The organism is Mesorhizobium sp. M0898 (assembly GCF_040319695.1).
Taxonomy (GTDB): domain Bacteria; phylum Pseudomonadota; class Alphaproteobacteria; order Rhizobiales; family Rhizobiaceae; genus Mesorhizobium.
Genome location: NZ_JAMYOE010000059.1, coordinates 1 through 24,931 on the forward strand (window position 1 = coordinate 1; position 24,931 = coordinate 24,931).

Consider the following 24,931-nt stretch of genomic DNA (forward strand, 5'->3'; position numbering starts at 1 on the left):
CTGCAACGTGCTCCCAAACAACGGATGCCAGCGATAGGCAACCGTCGCAAAGCGAAAACCATATGCAGAATGTCGATAATTGCCCGCTGCGGCCGCGGAAGACATAAATATCGCCGGCATGCGGGTCCCGGCCCAGCGTCTCCTGAACCTGCAGAGCGAGGCCTTGCATCCCGCGACGCATATCGGTCCGGCCGACCGCCAACCAGATCCGCACCTGGCTCGGAACCGGGATCATGAAACGCCCAGCGCCTTCACCATCGCTGCCGCCAGTGTTGGCGGCGTGGTCAGCGGAATCCGCAGCCGCACCTTGCCGGCGACCTCCAGCTCGATCACCGCTGGGGATGCCGCCGGCCGCGAAACGGCGACAGGCTCATCGGGAGCCACGACAACTTCGGCAAAGCCCGTCTCGCGGGCTCTCACCGTGCGGCGCCACTTATAGATCAGGCTGGTCGCGACATCGTACTGACGCGCTACCGCCGCCACTGTGGCCCCGGGCGCGAATGCCGCGGCCAGTATCCGGCACTGATCCTCTTCACGCCAACGACGACGACGCTCAGGCCCGGTCAATAACGTCACATGGCTCATGCTGTGCTGCTAACTTCGCTCGTAAGGGCGACCTTAAGAGCGCAGCCTCGCTACCGTGCCGTCCTCTCGCAAGGCGGCCTTCGCCGGAGGGTATCTGTCTACCTGGCTTTGGGACGCCACAGCTTTCGACATTCAACGCCACCCAAGAGGACCCAAGGATGACGTTGCATGGATGTTGATCTCTACGCGTTGATGCGGCCTAGGCGGCGAGCGTCGTCGGCATAAGCTGACAGAGGCTTATCCGCGCGGAAATGCCGGTCACGCTCGACCGGCAGGCCAAGGCGTCCGCGCACCGACGCAAGTTCGGTGAGGCTGACGCTGCCAAGCTCGGGACAACCAAGCCCGAGGTCACAGAGACCGAAGGCGATATCCGGGTCATCCGGATCGATCTCGGTGAGGAGCCAGGTGGCGCCGGCATCCGGCGTGAACAGTTTGACGACGGGCATGAAGTCGATTTCGCCGTCGGTGCCGCGAAGGGGTTGCTGCTGGCGACCATTCGCCAGCAGCTTCTCCCGCAGGTCTTGGGTCAGGATCTGCATGTCGGCCTCCTACTCGTCGGCCTTCGGGGCACGAAGGACGATGCGTCCGTCGAGCGGCAGGGCGTCGAGGAGGAGCGTGCCGCCTTCGCCGTCGTCGTGGGCGAAGAAGGAGCCGATGCGCGTCCAGAAGCCCTTCTGGCCGTCCTTGCCGTCCCGCACGGTGTAGGCGTGGTAGATCGGCATCTTGGGCTCGGACTTCGTTTCGGTATTGCGTTTGGTATTCATGGTCTTTTCCTTTGGTTGATGGTTTCTGTCCCGGAGGACGGTTCCAAAGGAGACGGCGCACAGGGCTGGCTTGTCCCCAACACGGGAGCGCAGCGAAGGAGCGGGCAGGAACGGGACAAGACGGCCGCGCCGGCTAGAAGAGAACAGTCATCAGCTCCGGGCAGACCATCGACGGAAAGGCCAGAGGCCAATCGCGCGACACCGGACGTGACGAGCCAAATTCGATACCACGAGCACGCTATGGCGGAGGCTGGAGGCCTGCCGGACGGGCCGCAGTCCTGGCTCCGTATGCACAGACTGCGTAGGCGGCCACCGACCCGCCAAGCCCGGCCCACAAGGGCCACCGCTTGCCGCGCCGAACGCAATACGGGATCCGGGCCAATGCCATTGGCCAGGAACGCGGAGAAGCGTGACGAGCATGGTCGGGCATGGAATGTCCGACGATGCCGGCGGCCGGCGGTCTGTCACTCGCCAATGTATTGGGGAGTGACAGACCGCCCGCAATCCCACGGTGGATGCCGGGTTCGCGCAAACGCCACTGCATGACCTGCAAATGACGCTGCGGTTCGCTGATCATTTCCGGTGCAATGTGCTGGCCATGAGCAGGCGACAGCCTCCACTATCCCGGCGGGCAAAAAACTGCCTGATCCATCTCACCCGACCATTTCCCCAACCAAAGGAGAGCAGAATGACTGCTTATCGCATACGTGCGCCGCCGCGGCGGCCACACCTCCGGTTTCGACCTCTCGGTAACCGGATGCCCAACAGGGCAAACCATATCGGCCAGCCACCCGGCTGGCTCGGGAGGCTCATACCGTAAGGAAACTACGCATTCCGGCCCTGCCGCGAATGACCTTCGCGGGGTGTCACGCTCTACGGACGTGCATCGGCCATCAACACTCAGCCAAAAACAAAAAGCGAGCAAGATGGACGATCTGACCATGGACCTGGTGCGGCTGTGCCAACGCAACCGGGACGGCTCTTATGGCACTCAAAACAACCGCCGGCGCGGCCTGTCCGCAATGGCCAACGACCTCGTGGACCTCGGCTACAAGTTGCCGTCCGCGACCTCCCTCAAACCCAAGCATGTAGAGGCCCTCGTCGAACGATGGCTTGATACCGATACCTCGGATGCGAGTATCCGCAACCGCCTCACCTGGCTGCGCTGGTGGGCGGAGAAGGTCAACAAGGTTAACGTCGTCAACCGCGACAATGCCGCGTACGGCGTCGCCGAACGTGGCGAGGTCACGCGCAACCGTGCGCAAACCCTCGACCATGCCAAGCTTGGCACCATCGAATGCCCCTACATCAAGGCCTCGATTCTCCTCCAGGTGGCGTTTGGCCTAAGGCGCGAGGAAGCCATGAAGTTCCAGCCGCAGGCGGCCATCCGTGCCGACCAGATCGCCTTGCAGGCGAGCTGGACGAAAGGGGGCCGGGCGCGCACCGTGCCGGTGACCACGCTGGAACAGCGGCAGGTCCTCGAACACATCATGCGCCTCGTCCCCGGCGGCGGATCGCTGATCCCCGCGCAAATGACCTATGTCGAACACCTCAAGCGGTTCGAGTATCAGACCCTCAAGGCTGGTCTGCGCAATACCCACGGATTCCGCCACGCCTATGCGCAGCAACGCTATGCGGTGCTGACCGGGCATGCCTGCCCCCTGGCAGGCGGCAAGCGCTGGGCTGACATGAGCGGAAACGAACGTGCCGCCGACCGCGCGGCGCGCCACCGGATTTCCGCCGAGCTGGGCCACGGCCGCCTGAAAATCACCGACACTTACCTCGGGAGTGCCTTCTGATGAAACGCGCGGAAGGCAATGTCCTCATGGCCACCACTACGAGGACGAAATACGCTGAAAGGCTCTTCAAGCTCGCGACGATCGCGGCCGCCATCGATGAGGCCGCCTTCCACGGCCATCGCCGCTACCGTGTGGTGCAGGAGTTTCCGTTCGACCTTTCCGACACGGAGGCCGCCAAGGCGCTTGAGAAATGGCTCGATGCCGAACAGTTCGAATACGTCTGGCGGCCGACGCGGCTCGAACAGGATGATTTCCGCCCGTCAATCCTGGCGGAATACCCGGAACTTGAGATTTCCTGGTGAACGTTGGAGGCAAGGCACTTATGAAAACTGAAAATGAGGCGTACGCCTGAAGAGGCAAGGGGATGTTCATCCCACCTCTTTTGTTTCTTGCCTCCGCTTCCGGAGGCCTCTGGCACAGCAGTTCTGCTGTGTGACTGAAAGGCGGGCATCCCGGCCCGCCAACTCTCCACTCCGGCCCGTTACAGCAATCTCTTCACCAATCTCCGAGCGAACAGTCTGGAAAATTCAACTCGCCCCGCCAAAGGGGTTTATGCCAGCTGTTTCTTGGTGTTACATCGTCCGGTCTTGCGGGGGCTGGGGCATGCCGGATTGGTTCAAGGATTTCGATCCCTTGAAGGGAATGGAGCCGTTCGGATCGTCCGGCAAAGGGACGACAGACGGCCTGTCCACCGGGATTAAGATCGGCAGCGCCATCACCAACATGTTCGCCCAGCGGCGGGCGCGCAAACAGATCGAAAACGAGCAGCGCGAGGAGAAACGGCGCGTCGACGAGGGCATCGCCAACCCGCCGCCGCTGCATGGTTCGGCGCGCTGGGCCGATGCCTCCGATCTCCTGAAAGCCGACCTGCTGCACCCGACGGCGAAATTCGACAGCCCTTCTTCCATGCTGATCGGGGCCTTCGAGGACCCCGCCCTCGGCGGCGCCGTCGCCGGCCAGATTCACTGGGACGGCGAAGGGCACCTCCTCACCGTGGCGCCGACACGCTCCGGCAAATCGACGACGACGATCATCCCCAACCTGGTCCGCTACAAGGGGTCATGCGTCGTGCTTGACCCCAAGGGCGAACTCTACGCGCAAACGGCGGCCTGGCGCCGGCAGAACGTCGGGCCGGTTTACCGGATCGCACCGTTCCAGCCTGAAACCGACGCCTACAACCCGCTCGACGGCGTGGCCTCGTTTTCCGATGCCCAGGCGCTTGCCGACCTGATCATGCCGCCCGATGAGTACGCGCCGGACTTCTTCCGCAAGGATGCCATCGCAGTCCTTACGGCCATTATCATGTTCGTCACCGAGGCGGCTCCGCCGGGCCATCGCAGCATGGCCGAGGTGCGGCGCATCACCGCCGCGCCGCTCGACCTCTTCACCGAGGCGATCAGGACCATGGCCGGCTCGCGCAACCATGCCATCGCGAATGCCGCCAACATTGTCCTTGGCAAGGACCGCAGCAGGGCCATTCCGAATCTCCGTGACACGATCAACACCGAGTTCGCCCTTTGGGACGACCCGGGACTCCACCGCGCGACCTCGGTGGCTTCATTTGATTTCCGTTCGCTGAAGGATGCACCGGCGACCGTCTACATCACCGTGCCGTTCCACAAGATGTCCGCGTATGCCGCGTTCCTGAAGATCACACTCACCACCGCCCTGGACGCGATGCTCCAGAACGAAACCATCCCCGACATCCCGGTCCTCTTCATCCTCGATGAGTTCCTGAGCCTGGGGCCGTTCCCGCGCTTCCGCGACGCCATCCGCACGCATGCCGGCGCGGGCGTCCGCCTCTGGTTCTTCCTCCAGGACGTGCCCACGCTGGAAGAACATTACCCCGCCGGCTGGAAGACGTTCTTCAACACCTCGGTGAAGACGTTCTTCGGCACCGACGAACACTTCACCGCATCGATGATTTCGGATTTCCTCGGCGACCAGACGCGCGGCTACCGCACGGCAGGGACCAGCAACAGCGCCTCGACCGGCCCGGTCTTCAGCGGCAATGGCGCGGGCACCGGCTCGGTCAATCACGGCATCGCCTATTCCGGCCGTCCCCTGCTGACGCCGGACGAAGTGACGGAACTGCTCAGTGGCTCCGCCGCAGACCAGACCCGCATCGGTCTGGTGTTTGCGCGGGGCGTCCGCCCGATCCGGGCCAAGCTCGTGCCCTGGTATCTGGGGCAAGACTGCCGTGAGCGCGTCACTCCATCAGCCAATCGCAGAACGTGAGGTACGGTATGACCCTTGGTGCTTTCCTGGACAACGTTAAGCCCCTGGCTGCCAGGTATTTGACGGCCACGGCGCTGCGGCTCGGCTGGTACGCGATCAACAGCGGCCTTAGGCTTTACCCGAGCGTTGTTCTGCCGCTGCCACCCCACCTTGATTGGCCAGGCCTATTCGTGCTGGTCGACCTGGGGCTTACGATCTGGCAGGTGGTGCTCCTCTTCAAAGTCGTGAAAGCCGCCTTGATCCGCTATCAACCGGATACCGCCGCAACGCTCCACCTGACGACCGCGCCGGGTGAAACCCGGGAACGTGACCTGACCTCCTTAGGCCGGACCGTCGTCAGCACCCCGCTCGTGCTGGCGGGTACAGTGCTGTTTACCTGCGTCTTCATGCAATGGTTGATCATGGGCGGCCCGCTCGGTGTGCCCTTCGTGTTGATGCCGCTGGACAGCCCGGGATGGTTGATCGGCGGACTCTTGGCGGTTGCCGGCCTCGTCTACGGCAACAGGTTTACCGCCCGGGCCAAGGCCAGGGTCGGCAATTCGTTCGGGGTTGAGTACCTCCAGGCCAATCACCCGCTTGCGCAGCGTATCGCCGGACATGCCGCGACGCTTGGCATCAAGCCGCCGGCCGTCGGCGTGGTGAATGTCACCAACGCCTTCGCCATGGGAACCCGCAAAGACGCGGCGGTCGTGATTGGCAAGCCCCTGTTGAACCTGCTGTCGCCGCAGGAGCTCGACGCGGTGATTGGCCATGAACTCGGGCACGTGGTCTACAACGATGTGGAACGGATGCAATTCGCCGAAGGGTTCCAGACCATGATGGGTCACGTGGCGAATTTCGGTACGGTCATCGCGACGACAGTGGTGGCGCAGGCCACCAAAGACAAGCGCTACGGGCGCGATGTGACGGAGGTGACCGGCGCCATGGGCACGGCGGCCCGGCACACGCTTTTTGCCGGGTCCGAGCTTATGGTGAAGGGGCTGTCGCGCGCCCGTGAGTTCAAGGCCGATGCCATCGGTGCCAGCATTGCTTCACCGGAGGCGATGATTGGCGCCCTCGAGCGGGTCCATGGCATACCGGCCAAGCCGACCGGGGCCGAAAACAGGTACGGCTACCTGATGTTTCGCGGCGGCAAAATGGGGGCTTTGTTCAGTACCCACCCGACGCTCAAACGCCGCACCGATGCCCTTCGCAGCGGCGCCCACCTGAAAACGCTTCCCGGGAAAAAGGCCGCCTGATCCTTGCAGGCTTAGCGATCTCGCTGCCATTCCGGGCTTAAGTCCCGCTCTTCCTCATGGCCACCGGAAGCAGTTGCGCCGGGTGACCGCTTGACCCACCATGGATCGGCGTCGGCCTGGATCTGACGTTGCATGCCATCGAAATGCGCCGGGTTAACAGCGCGCATCTCCTCCAACTGGTCGCGGAGCCCACGATACTCCTGAAACAACGCCGGAAGCCGCAAGCTGGCGTCGATGGCCTGCTCCTTCCGGGTCTCGTCCCGGGGCATCTCGCCGAGCGAGAAGAGATGGTTTTTCAGGATTTCGTACGAATGGGCGTCGTTCAACGCGAACTTGGTCCACTCGCCATAAGCGACATCGGGCTGCTCAAAGCAGCGCCCGAAGAGATCGGCAAACTGGCGGTTGACCTGAACCATCCGCGTGGTCAGTTTCTGCATGTCTGCTTCCGGGTCGATCGAAAAATCCTTCGCCATCGCGATATCCTTTGACAGCCCGTAGGAATAATGTCCTAATTTTCCTATGCGGCCCTATTGGATCAGAAGGTTAGACTACGAACTTGCATTAGCAAAGCGGCGCCGCTGGCGCGATTGGCCAACATGGTTGTGGTTTCACCTGGTGAAACGACATTACTATGCCTACCTGCTGTACCGTCGCCGCAAGCTCGGAACCTGTCGGGAAGGTTTGCCACCCAGCGCTACCGCAACCCGCGTGCGCCGCACCATGCTCGCGGAGGCGCTGCCTCCCAGGCATCTTCCAAAAGATACACTGCACTAGCGTTCCACACATCCCGACCGGGACGCCAGTCAGCGGGTCCGCCACCACGCCTCGCGGTCCCGTTCAGGTGCGTCAGGTTCGCTTTCCGGTTGCCTTTGGTGTTCGGCATTGACCCACCACGCCCTGTCGTTCTCCGCAGTGAGTTCCTGAGCGTTCGGGAGCGGATAACGGTCAGCCGGTTGCTCGACCTCGGCAATCATCCTGTCCTGCGCCGCCTCCAGCTCATGGGAGGGTATCAGGTCACCTTCGGGGCTTCGGACAGGCAGATCGCGCTCGGCAACCGGATCGCCTCGCTCGTGATCGCGCGACTGCCAATAGAGCCAGAATTCGTCACGTTCGCGTTCACTCATGTCCGGCGCCGGCTCGCGGGTTTCAGGCGGCCAGTCCCGTCTCAGGGACAGGTGGGGATACAGGTCGGCAAGCGGGTTTGGCATTCTCAGCTCCTGGCGGACCGTGGCAATACGTTCTACGTCAATCTGCGCCCGGCGTGCCCGTCGCGCCTGGCGATCGGCACCCACGTGCTGGCCCGCGCGCTGGGCCGAACCAATCGCGGCATGGCTGCGGGAATCGATGCGGGCATCGAGGCCGGCGCTGGCAAAGCTGGCATTGGCGATCTTGGCCCACATGGCACGCGCGTCGGTGACGAAGCGAACCCCGTCGGCTTCACGGAGCTTTCCGGCGAATCCTCCTGCCGTGATCCGACGCGTTGTCAGCAGCAGGTGGGCATGCGGATTGGTGTTCCTGCCGTCCTCGTGAATCGCCAAATCGACGACATAGCCTTGGCGCGTGTACGCGTCGGCCATGGCGCCAGTCAGCTCCAGCCAAATCGCCGGCGCGACTTCACGCGGCAGCGCAAATTCGATTTCCTTGGCAAGCCGCGCGTCCTTGCGCTTCTCGGCGGCTTCGACGGCATTCCAAAGCTTGGCACGCTCGCCCATCCAGACCGGAGCTCCAGCCGGCATCCGGATCTCGGCGTGAACAACGTCGCGCCGGCCGCCGAACGCGCTCTCGCGTTCTTCCGCGTCGTTCGGCAGCGTTTCGCCGGCCCGATAGGCGGCGGCAGCGACAACCGAACGACCGTCACCGCGGCTGATGTTTTTGACGTGCAGATGAAAGATCGCCATTCGTCACCCTGCCTATCCGCACTTTGTCGGGCCCCGGCGCACAGTCAAGGTGAAACGCGGTTCTCGATGCTGAGCGGGGTTCCAAGGGGCTTGCCCCTGGCGCACTTGCCGGTTTTCTCCGGGCCGCCCTCCCGCGCCCGGTTAGAAAACCGAGCAACGCATCGCTTTCTCTGGCTCAATGCGTACACATTGGGCGATGCGTAAGTGCGCTGTACGCATTGCTATAAGCTCCCGGACATCTTTCAAGCCTGCCCGGTCAAAGGAGGCACCTCAACTCTCAATCTGCTCCACCGTCTCGGGCTTGGCCCGCTGCGCAGGCTTGGGCTTGCGCACGTTTATGGCCGCTGCGTCGAGGCGGTTCTTGAGATGCACCGCATAGTGCTTCTCGATCATTTCGACGCTTGTCCGGCAGTTCTTGGCGATCTGGTAGATATCGGCGCCCTCCAGCAATCTGAAACTGATGTAGCTGTGGCGGAGCGAGTACAGCGTCCGCCGATTGCCCTCGCGGTCGGATTTGAGGCCGAGCTTATGGAGGATGCCGTTGAACTGCTTCTTGTGGTCAACCGGAAAGACCCGGTCGGTGGGCTTCGGCTTGTTGCGCGCCACCATCCGCTGGAAGGGGAATACGGCGCCGGACGTACTTTTGCAGTACCCTACCCCGCGCTTGCCGCGCACCTGGATTTCCAGGATCTTTTGGCCGCTCGCCTCGTCCTTGACGACCTCGACGTCCCGATATTCGAGCCAGGTGGCCTCGTCCGGTCGCAGGCCCGTGTTCGTCAGGAAGAGGATCTTGTCGTGGAGTTGTTCCGCCAGCCACACCCGCTTGGCCTGCTCGCCCTTCTTGGCTTTGTGGCTAACATCCCGCGCCTTCTGCGCGTGGGCCCGCGTCGCTTGGTACAGCTGTTTGTACTCCTCTGGCGTAAACCAAGCGCGGTGGACGACCTTCGCAGACTTTTTGTAAGGCTGGGAGATATCCGGCAGATGCGCCAGCCAGCGATGGCGCACAGCGGTTTTCAGGACCAGGCGCAAGGTCACGGTTTCATGGTGAAGGGTACTGCGTGAGGGGAGTTTCTTACCCTCCGCAGGTGTGAGCCGGGAGATGCGATAGTCCTGCACCGTGCCGGCGGTGATGGTCGAGAGGCCCATCTTGCCAAAGAACGGCACCAGATAGGTGCGAACCCTTCGATAATGATCCTGGACCCATCGGGCGTTGCGCTCTCCGTCTGTCAGCACCTCATATTCGGTGATGAACTGATCGGCGGCGTCTTTGAAGGTCTTCTCGGCTAACAGTTCGCCGCGCCGGCCTTTGTCCTTCAGGCCGAAGTACCAGTCCTCGGCCCAGTCCTTGGCCCTTGCCAGGCTTTCTTCCTTGGTGCTGACCCGCCAATTTTTGCCTTTGAGATACGTCGAACACTGCCAAATCGGGCTGTCGTTGCGCCGATAAACGTGAACTTTGCCTTCGAGAATCGTGTGTGTTTCGGTCACCGTCAGACACTCCCTGCGGACGTGCAAGTTTGTGCAAGAGATGTGTAAGGCTAATTTCGGCGCTTCCGGCAATCAAGCAAATTTCTAAGCGCCTGATTTTGTTGCCTGAATGGCACGGGCAGCAGGGCTCGAACCTACGACCTGCGGTTTTGGAGACCGCCGCTCTACCAACTGAGCTATGCCCGTATGCGCATGTCGGCGCAGCAGGCGCTTCCTAAAAGCTTCCGCGCGCTCTGTAAAGAGCGACGTGCGCTACCCGGCCTTCATCTTCGAAAGTCCAGGCGTCCTCCCGGCCATTTCCCGTCGATCCGTTGATTGCAGACGATCAAGCCGACCCAGGGACGCACGATTTCCGGGTCGGTCAGATTGATGTATTTTCCCACCAGCCCTTTCGCACCCTGGCGCCGCGCATCGATGAGCCCCTTGCGCACGCCATTATGCCAATCGAACAGCAGGTAAACTCTCTCTCCCGCCGTCTTCACCTCGCCCCAGCCAGACTTCCATTTGTCCTTGCTGTCGCCTGGAATCGTGGGATCGGCACCGCCATTCCAACGGCTGGACCAGCTGCCTTCGATGGTGTCGTTGCGGTCGCGGTCGCTTTCGGTGCCCCACGCCTCGGCATTTTCATCGCTTGGAGTTCCCTCCAGTTTCACGCCGGCGGCGAACGCCGACACCTCCTCGTCATCGGGAGCGGGGACGTCCATGACGCCAAACGGATTTCGGATTCCGCGGTCGCTGTCAAAGACGCTGTCTGAATTTTTCTTGCTTTCCGATCTCATCGCAAAGCCTCCGGTTTTCAATGTGGCCCCGCCATTCGACGGCGACTTTAGACCGTTAGCCTGGAGGACCGAAACCTCCATAGCCACCCGTTTTCCTGGCCGGCAGGCTTTCGACCGATTCGCGCGCGGTCAGGTTCCCGAAGGCGGCTTGTAGGGGCCGCCCGGCACCCCCCAGCCCCAGGCCGGCATTGGTTCCGTCTCGGGGTCGCAGGTCGGGCCCTTGTTGGAGTTCATCCTGGCCAGCCGCGATCCCCATTCGAGATAGGCCATGAAAGCCGAGCGGAATTCGGGATCGTCAGGCAGGCCGACCTCGTCGGCGGCGTCGGCGAGAAGATTGATCCAGCGCCGGCGCTGCTCCTCGGTCAGATGCTTGCCGAGATGATGCATCACCATCTCGCGATGGCCGCCATGCTCTTCGCTGTAGGTTTTCGGTCCGCCGAAAACTTCGCCGATGAAGGCCGCGACGTGAGCGGGATGGTCCGGCGACATATGTTTGAACACCGGCCCGACGATGGGATCCCGAGAGACGCTGTCGTAGAAGGTTTGGGTCAGGCGGTTCAGCGCTTCGGAGCCGCCGGCCCATTCAAACAATGTCGGGACATCCTGGCTCATTCGCGATTTCTCACCTGACTGGTCTTCAACCACGCAGGACGATAGCGGAAACATCGAGCGCCGCTCAACCTGCCTCGATGGGCAGTGCAAGGTTGCGCTAAAGCTTCGCCGGCGTCTCTGCCTCGGCGCTGGCGGACGGCAGAACGCGGCAGTTGTCGGGCTTCGGCGACGACTTGCAGATGGTGGCGCCCGTCAGCGCGTCCACCGATTGCGGCCCCGTCGTCAGTCCAACCTTCAGCATTAGGTCGGGTTCGAGCTGGCGCTCGACCGAGCGCTGCTCGAGCGCGGCGAACAGACCGGGACCAATCGCCATGTCCTCGAGATAGGGCTTAATTATCTGCTGCTGTCCCATCAGGTACATGCCGAGCCGCGCTTGCGGACCGACAAACCGTCTGACGCCGCCGGCAAGCATGAGCGCGCAGGCCGAATCGCATACCGCTCCCGAATCGACGGTCAGGCCGGCATAGGCGCCCTCTTTAGCCAAGCAACTCCACTCTCCCGGGTCGCAGCCAACGAAATCGGTGCGGGCGACGGCGATGTCGAGCTTCTTTTCGTGGATAAGTCGCCCCACCGCCAGAGCACTGAACAGGTCGCCTCCTTGTGAGCTGACCACCACCGGCAGCCGTCGGTTGCCAAGCATGGCGAGCAACTGGCGCAGCTTCTGCGGGGTCTGAGGCGCAATCGTGCCTTCGGCCGAGATCCATTCCGGGCAGTTTGGATTGCAAAGCGGGTTGCTGCCGCGGACCAGGACGAAGCGCATGTCTGCGACCTCCTTCGGCCGCGGGGTTTCGAGCCCTGCGGGTGCAGGCTCGGCTTTCGCCACCACCTCGCCGGCCGGCTTCGTGATATTCGCCGGCGCCGGCACCTCCCTGCAACTCGCCGGCAACGGATCGGACGTGCATAGGATTGGCGCGGTCAGCAGGTCGACGGCATCCCGGCTGGTGACGAGATTCATTTGCAGCATGTCGTAGGGAGCCAATTGCTGGATACCGCTGGCCGGTGTGCTTTTCATGGTCTCGAGCACACCCAGGCCGACGCCCATCTCCTTCAGATAGGCCGCCAGCTTCCGCTCCAGCGGCTTGTTCATCTCATAGGTCTTGTAGCTGCCGGCGTTCTTCCGGCTGACGACCTTGGTGCTGAGAATCTTCTTCTTGCCCTTCACCATGCGGTAGGTGGTGCGGTACAGCAATTTCGTCCGGATATAGGTCGTGGTGATCTGATGGACGCCGAGAAAGGCCCATTCGCCTACCACGCGCCGGATGCCGCCGGAAAACATCAACGGACAGGCGGAATTGCAGATGGCGCCATCGGCATAAGCATTGCCAAAATAACGGGCGCTCTTGCCGTCGTTTTCCTTGCAGTTCTTCACATCTGGCAGACAGCCGACGAAGCGGGTTTTGCCGACGGCGATATCGAGCTTGTTCTTGCGGATCAGGCGACCAAGTGTCAGCGCCGCTTCGACATTGCCGCCGGGGGAATCGACGACGATCGGCAGCTTTCGGCCGCCAAGCGCTTTCAGCGCGCGTTTGAACAGGGCCGGCGTGCCGGCTTCTATCGAGCCTTCCGCCGATATCCATTCCGGACAGGTCGGCTCGCAGCCCGGCGCGCTGCTGCGCACGACGACGAACCGCATCGTCGGGCCGAAATCCGGCGCGGATTTTTCCGGCGTGGATTTCTTTGCATCCGCTGCGAAGGCAGCGTGGCCCATGGCAAGCAACGACACCAGGCAGATCAGCCCTAGCGACCACCATGCCTGACTATGCAAACGGCGCCATGGAACCATTCGGGCAGCCCCCCCTCGATGCAACCTATACTAGTTATGGCAGAGGCGCTTGCAACAGGATTTGAAGCAATGCGGTTAATCCATTGCCAGAATATCAGAATCAAAAGGGCGGCCCGAAGACCGCCCCTTTGCATCCGATCTCAACCGGCAGCGCCGGCGATTACTCTTTGATGGTGACGACGATGCCGGCACCGACGGTGCGGCCGCCTTCACGGATGGCGAAGCGCAGCTTCTCTTCCATGGCGATCGGCACGATCAGCTCGACATCGACGGTGATGTTGTCGCCCGGCATCACCATCTCGGTGCCTTCCGGCAGCGACACGATGCCGGTCACGTCCGTCGTGCGGAAATAGAACTGCGGACGGTAGTTGGTGAAGAACGGCGTGTGGCGGCCGCCCTCGTCCTTGGTCAGGATGTAGGCTTCGGCAACGAACTTCTTGTGCGGCTTGACGGTGCCGGGCTTGGCCAGGACTTGGCCGCGCTCGACGCCTTCACGGTCGACACCGCGCAGCAGCGCGCCGATGTTGTCGCCGGCCTGGCCCTGGTCGAGCAGCTTGCGGAACATCTCGACGCCCGTGCAGGTCGTCTTGGTGGTCGGACGGATGCCGACGATCTCCAGCTCCTCGCCGACCTTGACGACGCCGCGCTCGACGCGGCCGGTCACAACCGTGCCACGGCCCGAGATCGAGAACACGTCCTCGATCGGCATCAGGAACGGCTTGTCGAGCGGACGAACCGGCGTCGGGATGTAGGCATCGACCGCAGCCATCAGTTCGCGGATGGCGTCCTCGCCGATCCTCTTGTCGCTGTCTTCAAGTGCGGCAAGCGCCGAACCCTTGACGATCGGAATGTCGTCGCCGGGGAACTCGTTCTTGGTCAGAAGCTCACGCACCTCGAGCTCGACCAGCTCGAGCAGCTCGGCGTCGTCGACCTGGTCGACCTTGTTCAAGAACACCACGATCGAGGGCACGCCGACCTGACGGGCCAAAAGGATGTGCTCGCGGGTCTGCGGCATCGGGCCGTCGGCGGCCGACACCACCAGGATCGCGCCGTCCATCTGCGCGGCACCGGTGATCATGTTCTTCACGTAGTCGGCGTGGCCGGGGCAGTCGACATGGGCATAGTGGCGGTTGGCGGTCTCGTATTCGACGTGGGCCGTCGAAATGGTGATGCCGCGCGCCTTCTCTTCCGGCGCCGCATCGATCTGGTCGTAGCGCTTGTACTCGCCAAAATACTTGGTGATCGCCGCCGTCAGCGACGTCTTGCCATGGTCGACGTGACCAATCGTGCCAATGTTCACATGAGGCTTAGTGCGCTCGAATTTACCTTTTGCCATAGTCTCTTTCCTTGGACGGCCTGGGGACGGCCTGGACCTTCAGTTCAGTCGAATGCGGGGCGATTAGCGACTAAGGCCGAAAAACACAAGTGCCTTGTCGCCGAGCGCGCTCGCCCGCCCGAACGCGTGATCCGGTTTCGGAGAATGTGGCGCGGATATAGGAACGAACAAGGGCAAATGGAATGGTTACGGCGGCGGCTGACGGCTTTGACGGATTTACAGCCGGATCTGGCCCATTGCCGCCCTGGCGCCGGTCTGATTTCGTGGGCCTATGCATTTCATCCCGACTGCCATACGAGGCCCGCTGTTCATGGTCGTTTCGACCGGCTCCTACATCGTCAACGACACGATGATGAAGCTCGCAACCGCGGGACTGCCGCCCTATGAGGTGCTGGTCCTGCGCGGCGCTGCGGCAACATTGTGGGGCATTCCGCTGCTGTTCATGCTGGGCTATGGCAAGCAGATCCGGCTGATCCTCGACGCCAAGGTTTTGCGCAGGAACATGCTCGAACTGGGTGCGATCCTTTGCTACGTGGTGGCGCTCGCCAACATGCAGATCGCCGATTCGACCGCGCTCGGGCAGATCACGCCCTTGCTGATGCTGGTCGGCTCCTCGATGCTGTTTGGCGAACGGATCGGTGGGCTGCGCCTGGCGCTGATCGGGCTCGGCTTTATCGGCGCAGTGATGGTGGCACAACCGACAATGCAGGGGATTTCGGTCTATGCCCTGCTGGCGCTAGGCAATGCCGCCCTGTCCGCGGCGCGCGATCTGGCCGGACGCAAGGTCGCCGCCGACGTGCCGGGAATGGTTGTAGCTATTTCCGCGGTGATTGTCGTGCTCGCGGGCGCCGGCGTTGCGCATCTGGTTTCCGAGCAGTGGGTGGTGCCTGAAATCCGTCACCTGCTGCTGATGGGCGGCGCCGGACTGTTCCTGATCTTCGGCCACTTCTTCATCTTCATGGCCTATCGCGTCGGGCCGACCAGCGTGGTGGCGCCGTTCTACTATTGCTTTACCGTCTGGGCGGTGATTTCAGGCCTGGTGGTTTTCCGGCAGCTCCCGAATGCGCTGGCCATCTGCGGCATCCTGCTGGTGGTGGCCAGCGGGTTGACCATCGTCTCGCTCGATGAGCGCAAGCGCCGGTTGACCGTCGTCGCTTGAGACTGAAATCAGCCTGCATAATGGGAGGAGCGCGTGGCAAGCCCGGATGACAACCAGAATTCACGCAACCGCAGGCTTATCGGAAAGTGCCTGTGCGGCGCCGTTCAGTACGCGGTGGCGGACGCGTTCGTCTATGCCGCGAACTGCCACTGCTCGAACTGCCGGCGCACCACCGGCTCGGCGTTCAAGCCATTCGCCGGCATCGAGCGCGACAGGCTGAGCCTGACCAAGGGCGAGGACAATCTCACGATCTTCGGCGATGAAACCGGCCATGACGCGCACTGCAAGACCTGCGGCTCGTTGCTCTATTCGGTGGTCCGCGACGGTGCCTTCGTGCATGTCGCCATGGGAACCCTGGTCGACGAGCCGACCATCCGCCCGACGCAGCACATCTTCGTCGGCTCCAAGGCGAAGTGGTTCACGATCACCGACGATCTGCCGCAATATAGAGAACACGCGGTCGCCGGAGATGCCGGCGAATAGCTGACCGTTAGAAAACGCTCAACCAAATTATCGTTTCGTTTTCGCGTCCGCCGCCAAGGAAACTATACTGTGCTCCGTCACTGAACTTATGTCGCGGGGATTTCTGTGGCATTGCCGCCCGACTGGTTGCCCAATGTTGCGATGAAGCGCGTCATTTGCCACTGGACGGCCGGCTCGCATTCGGCCGGCGATACCGACAGGGATGCGTATCACATACTGGTCGAGGGGAATGGCCGCCTGGTCAGGGGTCGGCCTTCGATCGCGCTCAATTCGGGCCGGGTAAAACCGGGATATGCCGCGCACACGCTCAACTGCAACGGCGGCTCGATCGGGGTTTCGCTCTGCTGCATGGCCGGCGCGGAGCAAAGGCCGTTCGATGCCGGCCGCTATCCGATGACCAGGGCGCAGTGGGACGCGATGGCCGCCGTCGTCGCCGAACTCTGCAAATACTACCGCATCAAGGTCACGCCCAAAACGGTGCTGTCGCATGCCGAAGTCGAGAGCAATCTCGGCATCGAGCAGCGCGGAAAATGGGATTTCACACGGCTGCCCTTCGATCCGACGATCAGCGGCGCAAGCGCCTGTGGCGAGCGGCTGCGCCGCGACGTGACGGCGGCAATGGGCGCGATGCCAAATCTGCCGGTGAGGATTGGGCGCGATGCCGTATGGCAGCGATTGCTCGAGGAATTATGGCCGATCATGGTGAGAGGGCTGGAAGCCGGCCTCAACACGCTGATCCGCGAAGTCCTCAAAAGGATCAGATAGGCGGTCGGCATTCGGGTGAATGCCGACGCAACTGCCGGACGGCTTCTACAGAGCCCTCTTGCCGCTGAACTGATGATAGGCCCACAGGACAACCACCGCACCGACCACGGCTACGATCAGGCTATAGATGTTGAGCCCGGTAACGCCCGACGCGCCAAAGGCGCTGAAGATGAGCCCGCCGACGATGGCCCCGACAATCCCGAGCACGATGTCGAGCACCAGGCCTTGCCCGCTTTTATTGACGATCTTGCTGCCTATGAAGCCGGCGATGACGCCGAGAATAATCCAGCTTAATATTGACATTTTTCCTCTCCGTTCCCCGCGCCCGATTACTTCCACATTATTAAGCAAAGCTCAAGCCAACTTGAAAATCATGATTACGGAAAGCTCAAACCGGCTTGAAATTCGCCATGGATGCGTCATTGTTGGAGACGGACGGGCAATTTGACATGGAGATCCACAATGGGACTGTTTGACAATGCCGTTCCCGGCGGCAACGTCGCCAAGCCGCTGATGATCGCGCTCGGCGCACTTTTGGTGGGAAAAATGCTGAGCGGTGGAAGTTCCGCCCAGACGGAGGCAGCGCAAAGCCCTGCCCCCATCCCGCCCGATACAACCACATCCGCCGATGGCGGCCTGCTCGGCGGTCTGGGCGGCCTGCTCGACAAACTGAAGGACGCCGGCCACGGCAACGTTGCCAATTCGTGGGTCGGTACCGGTCAGAACCAGCCGATCAACCCCAGCGATCTGGGCAGTGCTCTCGGGCCACAAATCATCCAGGAGATCGCGCAAAGGACGGGCCTGAACCAGCAGGACCTGCTCAAGCAGCTATCCGCAGCCTTGCCAGGGCTTGTCGACCAGTTGACGCCGAACGGGCAAGTGCCGCAGCAGAACCAACTCGCGTCCATATTCAGCAAATTCGCGAGCTGACGCCTGTCGCCCAACGCCGCCTGCGGTTCGGGACAACGATAACACAGATTAAGATGCGCGTCCGTCCGGACGCGCAACGAATACTTTGAACTATCGGCAAAGCGCGCTTCGCTTGGCGGTGCCTGCTTCGGCATCGTGCGCGAGGTGCGCCGCGGCTTGGGGGAAATCTGGAGCGGGTAGCGGGAATCGAACCCGCATATTCAGCTTGGAAGGCTGCTGCTCTACCACTGAGCTATACCCGCGCCTTTCAGTCAAGCATCGGATCCGCTCCGACGCTCGCTCTGCGTTTCAGGGCTTCCGGGCCGGCAGTGGTGGAGAGGGTTGGATTTGAACCAACGTAGGCATAGCCAACGGATTTACAGTCCGTCCCCTTTAACCACTCGGGCACCTCTCCAGTCTGCCGCCGGAGCCATGCAACGAGGCATCGACGCGTCGCGGCTGCCAAAGCAGCCCTTCCGCGAAGCGCCTTATGGCGGCAGCGCCCAAAACTGTCAACCGCAACCGTCCGGCAAAAAGCGCTGAATCTCACGCCTCGCCCGACAAGCAGCTTATGCAGCTGTATCCATGGCCGGACGACACGGCTATAGAAGCCGGCCATGAGCAACGACAACAAATCCAAGACCCCTAAAGACACCCACTACGCCAAGCTGCGCCGCGCGCATCGCGACGAGAAGAGCGGCGGCGCGCCGGCGTTCAGGCCGCGCCAGCCGGTGCCGCCCGGCGAGAACCCGGCGGATGGGCTGGTGCGGCTCTACGGGCTGCACACGGTGCGGGCCGCACTCGACAATCCGCGCCGCAAAATCAGGAAGATGCTGGTGACGCGCAACGCTGCCGAGCGGCTGGCAATCGCCGACCTTGGCGCTTTGCCCTTCAAGGCGGAGTTGGTCGAACCCAGGGACATCGACAAGATCACCGGCTCGGATGCCGTGCACCAGGGCGTGCTGATCGAGGCCGAGCCGCTGAAACCGAAACGCCTCGATGCGCTCGGCGACACCAGGCTGGTGCTGGTGCTCGACCAGATCACCGATCCGCACAATGTCGGTGCGATCCTGCGCTCGGCGGTGGCTTTCGGCGCCGGTGCATTGATCACCACGGCGCGCCACAGCCCGCAGGAATCCGGCGTTCTGGCGAAATCGGCCTCCGGCGCGCTCGAGCATATCGATCAGATCGAGGTGAAGAACCTCGCCGATGCGCTGGAGCAGCTGCACGAGGCCGGGTTCCAGACGATCGGCCTGGATTCAGACGGGCCGGCGGAGCTCGAAACGAGCTTTGCCGGCGACAAGATCGCTCTGGTGCTCGGCGCCGAGGGAAAAGGCCTGCGCCAGAAAACGCGCGAAACGGTGACGACGCTCGCCCGCCTCGACATGCCCGGTGCCATCCGCTCGCTCAACGTGTCGAATGCCGCGGCGGTGGCGCTTTATGCGGCGAGGCGGTGGTTCGCGCGCGGCAAATAGGGCGCAATGCATGTCATTGGATTTTGCCGTTCTCAATCCAGATGGACATATCGATCGATGCGTATCGGTAGGTCCCTCTGCGCATCATGAAATCGTGTCAATCGCAAACCAAAACGCGTTTGAATTCATACTGAAATTCGAAGATTTCTATGAGGACGTCACTCTTCCGATCGAATCCCTACCTTCCTTGACCAAGCAAGTTGAGGCACTTGTGCGAACTGAAGGAATGTCGGAGGAATCCAAAGATTTTCTGAAGCGTTTTGCCGATCTCATACGCTATGCGGTCGAAAGAAGTCGGCCCATCGAAGGTATTGCAGACTAATTCACCTCACTCTCACCCAACCTCGTGTCCCGCCATCCGCTCCAGCGCCCTGACCAACGCTGAATGATCCTCCTTCGCCCCGCCATTCGCCGCGCACGAGTTGAACAATTGCTGCGTCGTTGAAGTGTTGGGCAGGGCGACGCCGAGCGCCTTCGCGCCTTCCAGCGCCAGATTGAGATCCTTCTGGTGGAGTTCGACGCGAAAGCCCGGCGCGAAGCTGCGCTTGATCATGCGCTCGCCATGTACTTCCAGAATGCGCGAGGCGGCCAGCCCGCCCATCAGCGCCTGCCGGACCTTGGCCGGGTCGGCGCCGGCTTTCGATGCAAAAACCAGCGCTTCGGCGACGGCCTCGATGGTCAGCGCGACGACGATCTGATTGGCGACCTTGGTGATCTGGCCGACGCCGTTGGGTCCGACCAAAGTGATGTTCTTGCCAAGCTTCTCGAAGATGGGCCTGGCGCGTTCGAAGGCTGTTTCCTCGCCGCCGACCATGATGGTCAGCGACGCCGCCTTGGCGCCGACCTCGCCGCCCGACACCGGCGCATCGAGATAGTCGCAGCCGAGATCGTTGATCTTTTTTGCGAAGGCACTGGTCTCGATCGGCGAGATCGAGCTCATGTCGATGACCAGCTTGCCTTTAGTGAGGCCGGACGCGACGCCATTCTCAGCGAACAGCACGTCGGCGACCTGCGGCGTATCCGGAACCATGGTGATGACGATGTCGGCGGCACGCGCGACGGCATCATGGCCGGTGACGGCCTTCAGGCCCTTGGCGACGAGATCGGCCGGCGGCTTCGAGCGGTGGTCGCTGGCGACGACCTGATAACCGGCGTCTAGCAGATGCCCCGCCATCGGCGCGCCCATGATGCCGAGGCCGATGAAGCCGATGGTTTCCATGTCCTTCTCCGTTTCTTGTTAAGGGGGCGCGCAGGAAGTGCGACACGTTGCGTCTATGCTGCCGCACTCCCCTGCCCGGCCAGGTCCCTGAACCACCCAAGCCCGGCTTCCGTTCCGCCCTTCGGCTTGTACTCCGCCCCGACCCAGCCGGAATAGCCGATGCGGTCGATGTGGTTGTACAGGAAGGGAAAATTGATCTCGCCCGTCCCCGGCTCATGACGGCCGGGATTATCCGCAAGCTGGATATGCGCGATGCGGTGGAGGTTTGCCTCGATGGTACGGGCGAGATCCCCCTCCATGATCTGCATGTGATAGATATCGTATTGCAGGAACAGGTTCTTCGAGCCGACGCGGTCGATCAGCGCCAGGGCCTGGTCCGAGTAATTCAGGAAGAAGCCCGGAATGTCGCGGGTGTTGATCGGCTCGATCAGCAGCCTGATGCCGGCCTGCTCCAGCTTTTCCGCCGCGAAAGCCAGATTTTCGGCGAAGACGTCTTCCAGCACGGAGCGATCGACGCCTTGCGGCGTGATGCCGGCGAGGCAATTGACCTGCTCGCAGCCCAATGCGTGCGCATAGGTGACGACCTTGGCAATGCCTTGCCGGAACTCCGGGATGCGGTCGGGCAGGATCGCGATGCCGCGCTCGCCCTTGGCCCAGTCGCCGGCAGGCAGGTTGAACAGGACCTGCGTCAGCCCGTTCTTCTCCAACCTGGCTGCGACGACATCCGGCGCATGGTCATAGGGGCCGATATACTCGACGCCCTTGAAGCCGGCGCGGGCGGCGGCATCGAAGCGGTCGAGGAAGTCATGCTCGCCAAAGAGCATCGAAAGATTGGCTGAGAACCGTGGCATGGCAGTAGTTCCTCATATGCGGCTTAATCGAGCATGACGATCGCCGTGGGGGCATCTTCATGGCGTTCGGCAAGCTCCTCGAATTCGGTGATCTTGTCGATTTCGGTACCCATCGAAACGTTGGTGACGCGCTCGAGGATGAATTCGAGCACCACCGGAACCTGGTGCTCGTTCATCAGGCGCTTTGCTTCTTCGAAGGCACCGGCGAATTCCTCCGGCCGGCGCACCCGGACCGCCTTGCAGCCCATCGCCTCGGCAACGGCGACGTGGTCGACGCCGTAGCCGGCCTCAGGCTCGTCTTTCCGGTTGACGTTCTCGAAGGCCAGGCTGACTTCGAAATCCATCGAAAAGCCGCGCTGCGCCTGGCGGATCAGCCCGAGATAGGCGTTGTTCACGACGACATGGATGTAGGGCAATTTGTGTTGTGCGCCGGCCGCCAGTTCCTCGATCATGAACTGGAAATCATAATCGCCGGACAATGCCACAATTGTGCGGTCCGGATCGGCGGCGCGAACACCGAGGGCTGCCGGCAATGTCCAGCCGAGCGGGCCGGCCTGGCCGCAATTGATCCAGTTGCGTGGCTTGTAGACGTGCAGGAATTGCGCCCCGGCGATCTGGGACAGGCCGATCGTGGTGACATAGGTGGTGTCGCGGCCGAACGCCTTGTTCATCTCCTCGTAGACGCGCTGCGGCTTCAGCGGCACCTGGTCGAAATGCGTCTTGCGCTTCATCGTCTTCTTGCGCTGCCGGCATTCGCCGGCCCAGCCCGACCAGTCGCGCAATTTCCCGGCCGTCCTCCATTCGGTTGCGACGTCGAGCAGCATTTTCAGCGCCGCACCGGCGTCCGAGACGACGCCGAGGTCCGGCGCGAAGACCCGGCCGATCTGCGTCGGCTCGATGTCGACGTGGATGAACTTCTTGCCCTTGGTGTAGACGTCGACCGAACCGGTGTGGCGGTTGGCCCAGCGGTTGCCGATGCCGAAAACGAAATCGGCTTCGAGCATCGTGGCATTGCCATAGCGGTGCGAGGTCTGCAGCCCGCACATGCCGGCCATCAGGCGGTGGTCGTCGGGGATCGCGCCCCAGCCCATCAGCGTCGGGATGACAGGCACGCCGGTGACTTCGGCGAATTCGATCAGCAGATCGGACGCATCGGCGTTGATGATGCCGCCGCCGGCGATGATGACAGGCTTTTCCGCCCCGTTCAGCATCGTCAACGCCTTCTCGGCCTGAGCGCGCGACATTGCCGGCTTGAACGGCACCAGCGGCTCGTAGGCATCGATGTCGAACTCGATCTCGGTCAGTTGCACATCGACAGGCAAATCGATCAGCACCGGCCCCGGCCGCGACGAGCGCATCAGATGAAACGCTTTCTGCAACGCCATCGGCACCAGATAGGGTTCCATCACCGTAACCGCCCATTTGGCGACGGGTGCGGCGATCGCCGCAATGTCGACGGCCTGAAAATCCTCCTTGTTGAGACGCGCCCGCGGCGCCTGCCCGGTGATGCAGAGGATGGGAATTGAATCGGCAGCGGCCGAATAGAGGCCAGTGATCATGTCGGTGCCGGCAGGACCCGAGGTGCCGATGCACAGACCGATATTGCCCGATCTGGCGCGGGTAAACCCTTCGGCCATATGCGAAGCCGCCTCGACGTGCCGCGCAAGGATGTGGCGGATACTGCCCCTCGCCTTCAGCGCCGAATAGAGCGGGTTGATCGCAGCACCCGGCACGCCGAAGGCACAGGAGATGCCTTCCTTTTCGAGAACGAGAACCGCTGCGTCGACTGCGCGCATCCTGGCCATGTCAGCCTCCACGGAATTGTTGATAGCCGATGATGCCAGCGCACCAATGATTTTTCAATTTTTTCAGAATATATTTTCATTTCTAGAAAACGGCTCTTGTAGATTGAATTGATTCGACTTTCTGTTTTCCACGAATTCGCTTCGCAAATCGATGAAAAACTTTTTCATTGCCTTGCTGGGCGAACAGAGCGAAGAATGGCCCGATGGAGACCACCGAAAAACGCCAGCGCGGCCGGCCGCGCGCCTTCAACGGACCGTCCGAGGCCGCTTCGGTGCAGTCGCTGGACCGGGCGCTGCGCATCCTGGCAATCGTTGCCGATGGCAGCGGCCTGTCGCTGAGCGAGATCGCCGCCAGTTCCGGTCTGCCGGCATCCACCGCCTACCGCATGCTGACGACGCTGGAAAACCACGGCATGGTCGAGTTCGACGGCCCCGACCAGCTGTGGTCGATCGGCGTCGAGACCTATCGCATGGGCGCGGCGTTCCTGCGCCGCCGCAAGCTGGTCGACCGCGCCCGTATCGTCATGCAGGAATTGATGGAGAAGACCGGCGAGACCGCCAATCTCGGCGTCGCCGAGGACGATTGCGTCGTCTTCGTCAGTCAGGTCGAGACGCATCAGGCGATCCGCGCCTTCTTCCGGCCGGGCACGCGCAGTTCCTTCCATGCCTCGGGCATCGGCAAGGCGGTGCTGGCGCATCTCGAGCCGGAACGCGTCGCCACCATCCTGCGCCGGGCCGGGCTGGAGCGCTTCACCGAAAACACGCTGTCCGATATCTCGGCGCTCGCCCGCGACCTGGTGACGATCAAGCTGCGCGGCTGGTCGGTAGACGACGAGGAGCGGCATCCGGGCATGCGCTGCGTCGCCGCCGCCATCTTCAATGAGTTCGGCGAGCCGATCGGCGGCGTTTCGGTTTCCGGGCCGACAGTGCGGGTAACGCCGGAACGGCTGGCCGAGATCGGCCCGCTTGTGCACGATGCGGCGGCGGAGGTGACAAGGATGATCGGCGGGCTGCCGACCCCTCCCGGCCTTCGCAGCGAACCGAGCGCATGGCAGCGCTGACCAGCGTCGAATGGTGCGACATCTGCCAGGATGGCCAAAGCTAGGCCCCGGGCACCGCGCTCTTGGTCGATAGGTCGTAGAAATCAAGCAGCATCGCCAGCCCAACTCCGCAGGCGGTGAAGATTAGGCCGGCAATGAAGATACGATTGGCGCGTTCATAAACGCGCCGTTGTAGAGACGTTAAGTCGAGCAGCAACCGCAGCGCTCGTATCTGCAGGGCAATGCCGATCAAAATCGGCACGACGGCGGCCAGGTGATAGATTTCCCAAGGTATCGGGTTGGCGGCCCAATGCGTGATGAAGCCCAGCGAGAACGCCAGCAGGATGCCGACGGTGGTGATTGTGCCGTTGCGGAAAACCGTCTCGATCGGCTCTTCGTTCGGATCGTGCTCGCCCAAGCGCCCTCTCCCTGTTTCGCTATCGGTGCAGACTAGGCTGTTGGGAAATCGCTGTATACTGCCGGGTTCCTGGTGAAATCGGAGACAAATGATAGCTAAATTGCTTGGAGACTGAAGCTGGCGCTGCCCCTCATTGCCCTGCCGGGCATTTCTCCCCGTATAGTGACCAGGGGAATCGCATATGGCGATTTTGGGGTTGAGTTTGGGCTGAGAAAGGATTCTTTGGAGAGGCAGTTGAGCGAAGGAGCGACTGCCATTTCCTGCCTTGAGAGCTACTTTGGCGCGGTGCC

General features: G+C 62.2%; 27 protein-coding genes and 3 tRNA genes. 11 read left to right on the forward strand and 19 right to left on the reverse strand.

Annotation, left to right across the window (positions count from 1 at the left end; genetic code table 11):
• The 4 genes from tnpB to NKH90_RS31205 form a co-directional block, all read right to left on the reverse strand.
• On the reverse strand, nt 1–235 hold a 235-nt coding region (gene tnpB, locus NKH90_RS31190), incomplete at its 3' end, for an IS66 family insertion sequence element accessory protein TnpB (protein ID WP_352822995.1).
• Nucleotides 232–585: an IS66-like element accessory protein TnpA gene (tnpA, locus tag NKH90_RS31195; protein WP_031239744.1), complete on the reverse strand. Its 354-nt coding sequence runs from the start codon at nt 583–585 to the stop codon at nt 232–234. The genes tnpB and tnpA, both read right to left, overlap by 4 nt.
• Nucleotides 586–767: 182 nt before the next feature.
• Nucleotides 768–1,124, reverse strand: a complete 357-nt coding sequence (locus tag NKH90_RS31200; RefSeq protein WP_352700706.1) for a DUF2958 domain-containing protein — start codon at nt 1,122–1,124, stop codon at nt 768–770.
• A 9-nt stretch (nt 1,125–1,133) separates the two neighbouring features.
• A complete protein-coding gene (locus NKH90_RS31205; protein WP_352700717.1) occupies nt 1,134–1,349 on the reverse strand; it encodes a hypothetical protein in 216 nt (71 codons plus the stop codon).
• A gap of 926 nt (nt 1,350–2,275) precedes the next feature.
• Between NKH90_RS31205 and NKH90_RS31210 the strand changes: the two genes are divergently transcribed.
• The 4 genes from NKH90_RS31210 to NKH90_RS31225 all read left to right on the forward strand — a co-directional run bounded on the left by NKH90_RS31210 (nt 2,276) and on the right by NKH90_RS31225 (nt 6,624).
• Nucleotides 2,276–3,148 carry a phage integrase N-terminal domain-containing protein gene (locus NKH90_RS31210; RefSeq protein WP_023721643.1) on the forward strand — a complete coding sequence of 291 codons (873 nt, stop codon included), beginning with the start codon at nt 2,276–2,278 and terminating at the stop codon, nt 3,146–3,148.
• Nucleotides 3,148–3,450: a hypothetical protein gene (locus NKH90_RS31215; protein WP_352700718.1), complete on the forward strand. Its 303-nt coding sequence runs from the start codon at nt 3,148–3,150 to the stop codon at nt 3,448–3,450. The genes NKH90_RS31210 and NKH90_RS31215 overlap by 1 nt, the downstream gene beginning before the upstream one ends.
• 301 nt (nt 3,451–3,751) lie before the next feature.
• Complete coding sequence (locus NKH90_RS31220) at nt 3,752–5,386, forward strand: type IV secretory system conjugative DNA transfer family protein (RefSeq protein WP_352700719.1); 1,635 nt, start codon at nt 3,752–3,754, stop codon at nt 5,384–5,386.
• Nucleotides 5,387–5,394: 8 nt separating this feature from the next.
• Nucleotides 5,395–6,624: a M48 family metalloprotease gene (locus NKH90_RS31225; RefSeq protein ID WP_352700720.1), complete on the forward strand. Its 1,230-nt coding sequence runs from the start codon at nt 5,395–5,397 to the stop codon at nt 6,622–6,624.
• Nucleotides 6,625–6,635: 11 nt separating this feature from the next.
• On the opposite strand, the gene NKH90_RS31230 is transcribed toward NKH90_RS31225, so the two are convergent.
• The 8 genes from NKH90_RS31230 to tuf form a co-directional block, all read right to left on the reverse strand.
• On the reverse strand, nt 6,636–7,097 hold the full coding sequence (locus NKH90_RS31230) for a hypothetical protein (protein ID WP_352822999.1): 462 nt from the start codon (nt 7,095–7,097) through the stop codon (nt 6,636–6,638).
• Nucleotides 7,098–7,427: 330 nt separating this feature from the next.
• A complete protein-coding gene (locus NKH90_RS31235; protein ID WP_352700722.1) occupies nt 7,428–8,522 on the reverse strand; it encodes a MobA/MobL family protein in 1,095 nt (364 codons plus the stop codon).
• 270 nt (nt 8,523–8,792) lie between these two features.
• Nucleotides 8,793–10,007: a site-specific integrase gene (locus tag NKH90_RS31240; RefSeq protein WP_352700723.1), complete on the reverse strand. Its 1,215-nt coding sequence runs from the start codon at nt 10,005–10,007 to the stop codon at nt 8,793–8,795.
• A 110-nt stretch (nt 10,008–10,117) separates the two neighbouring features.
• Nucleotides 10,118–10,193, reverse strand: a tRNA-Trp gene (locus NKH90_RS31245).
• A gap of 77 nt (nt 10,194–10,270) precedes the next feature.
• On the reverse strand, nt 10,271–10,867 hold the full coding sequence (locus NKH90_RS31250) for a hypothetical protein (RefSeq protein ID WP_352823001.1): 597 nt from the start codon (nt 10,865–10,867) through the stop codon (nt 10,271–10,273).
• A gap of 48 nt (nt 10,868–10,915) precedes the next feature.
• Nucleotides 10,916–11,398, reverse strand: coding sequence for a group II truncated hemoglobin (locus tag NKH90_RS31255; protein WP_352823004.1), 483 nt, complete (start codon nt 11,396–11,398; stop codon nt 10,916–10,918).
• Nucleotides 11,399–11,495: 97 nt separating this feature from the next.
• Nucleotides 11,496–13,181, reverse strand: coding sequence for a COG3904 family protein (locus NKH90_RS31260; protein ID WP_352823007.1), 1,686 nt, complete (start codon nt 13,179–13,181; stop codon nt 11,496–11,498).
• A gap of 160 nt (nt 13,182–13,341) precedes the next feature.
• Nucleotides 13,342–14,517 (reverse strand): elongation factor Tu, encoded by a 1,176-nt coding sequence (tuf, locus tag NKH90_RS31265; protein WP_352823010.1) that lies wholly within the window; start codon nt 14,515–14,517, stop codon nt 13,342–13,344.
• Nucleotides 14,518–14,788: 271 nt separating this feature from the next.
• Between tuf and NKH90_RS31270 the strand changes: the two genes are divergently transcribed.
• From NKH90_RS31270 to NKH90_RS31280, 3 genes are all read left to right on the forward strand, one after another.
• Complete coding sequence (locus NKH90_RS31270) at nt 14,789–15,676, forward strand: DMT family transporter (RefSeq protein WP_352823012.1); 888 nt, start codon at nt 14,789–14,791, stop codon at nt 15,674–15,676.
• Between the two features lie 33 nt (nt 15,677–15,709).
• Nucleotides 15,710–16,159: a GFA family protein gene (locus tag NKH90_RS31275; protein ID WP_352501672.1), complete on the forward strand. Its 450-nt coding sequence runs from the start codon at nt 15,710–15,712 to the stop codon at nt 16,157–16,159.
• A 105-nt stretch (nt 16,160–16,264) separates the two neighbouring features.
• Nucleotides 16,265–16,924, forward strand: coding sequence for a peptidoglycan recognition protein family protein (locus NKH90_RS31280; RefSeq protein ID WP_352823015.1), 660 nt, complete (start codon nt 16,265–16,267; stop codon nt 16,922–16,924).
• 45 nt (nt 16,925–16,969) lie between these two features.
• On the opposite strand, the gene NKH90_RS31285 is transcribed toward NKH90_RS31280, so the two are convergent.
• On the reverse strand, nt 16,970–17,227 hold the full coding sequence (locus tag NKH90_RS31285; protein ID WP_023717513.1) for a GlsB/YeaQ/YmgE family stress response membrane protein: 258 nt from the start codon (nt 17,225–17,227) through the stop codon (nt 16,970–16,972).
• 159 nt (nt 17,228–17,386) lie between these two features.
• Here NKH90_RS31285 and NKH90_RS31290 point away from each other — a divergent pair, with 159 nt between their 5' ends.
• Nucleotides 17,387–17,854 carry a YidB family protein gene (locus tag NKH90_RS31290; RefSeq protein ID WP_352746804.1) on the forward strand — a complete coding sequence of 156 codons (468 nt, stop codon included), beginning with the start codon at nt 17,387–17,389 and terminating at the stop codon, nt 17,852–17,854.
• A gap of 168 nt (nt 17,855–18,022) precedes the next feature.
• Here NKH90_RS31290 and NKH90_RS31295 read toward each other — a convergent pair.
• Nucleotides 18,023–18,096 (reverse strand) — tRNA-Gly (locus NKH90_RS31295).
• A 67-nt stretch (nt 18,097–18,163) separates the two neighbouring features.
• Nucleotides 18,164–18,248, reverse strand: a tRNA-Tyr gene (locus NKH90_RS31300).
• Nucleotides 18,249–18,450: 202 nt separating this feature from the next.
• On the opposite strand from NKH90_RS31300, the gene NKH90_RS31305 reads away from it, so the two are divergent.
• The gene (locus NKH90_RS31305) at nt 18,451–19,308 is read left to right on the forward strand and encodes a TrmH family RNA methyltransferase (protein WP_352823019.1); all 858 of its coding nucleotides are present in this window, start codon (nt 18,451–18,453) and stop codon (nt 19,306–19,308) included.
• A gap of 10 nt (nt 19,309–19,318) precedes the next feature.
• Entirely contained in the window at nt 19,319–19,630 is a 312-nt protein-coding gene (locus NKH90_RS31310; RefSeq protein ID WP_352457472.1) for a hypothetical protein, read from the forward strand.
• Nucleotides 19,631–19,642: 12 nt separating this feature from the next.
• On the opposite strand, the gene NKH90_RS31315 is transcribed toward NKH90_RS31310, so the two are convergent.
• The 3 genes from NKH90_RS31315 to gcl are packed head-to-tail and all read right to left on the reverse strand — an operon-like array spanning nt 19,643 to nt 23,183.
• Nucleotides 19,643–20,527: a 2-hydroxy-3-oxopropionate reductase gene (locus NKH90_RS31315; RefSeq protein ID WP_352823023.1), complete on the reverse strand. Its 885-nt coding sequence runs from the start codon at nt 20,525–20,527 to the stop codon at nt 19,643–19,645.
• A 53-nt stretch (nt 20,528–20,580) separates the two neighbouring features.
• On the reverse strand, nt 20,581–21,378 hold the full coding sequence (hyi, locus tag NKH90_RS31320) for a hydroxypyruvate isomerase (protein WP_352823026.1): 798 nt from the start codon (nt 21,376–21,378) through the stop codon (nt 20,581–20,583).
• Between the two features lie 23 nt (nt 21,379–21,401).
• Complete coding sequence (gene gcl / locus NKH90_RS31325; protein ID WP_352823029.1) at nt 21,402–23,183, reverse strand: glyoxylate carboligase; 1,782 nt, start codon at nt 23,181–23,183, stop codon at nt 21,402–21,404.
• A 203-nt stretch (nt 23,184–23,386) separates the two neighbouring features.
• On the opposite strand from gcl, the gene bhcR reads away from it, so the two are divergent.
• On the forward strand, nt 23,387–24,244 hold the full coding sequence (bhcR, locus tag NKH90_RS31330; RefSeq protein ID WP_352823032.1) for an HTH-type transcriptional regulator BhcR: 858 nt from the start codon (nt 23,387–23,389) through the stop codon (nt 24,242–24,244).
• Nucleotides 24,245–24,284: 40 nt separating this feature from the next.
• Here bhcR and NKH90_RS31335 read toward each other — a convergent pair whose 3' ends face one another.
• The gene (locus tag NKH90_RS31335; protein WP_352501665.1) at nt 24,285–24,641 is read right to left on the reverse strand and encodes a hypothetical protein; all 357 of its coding nucleotides are present in this window, start codon (nt 24,639–24,641) and stop codon (nt 24,285–24,287) included.
• Nucleotides 24,642–24,931 lie beyond the last annotated feature (290 nt).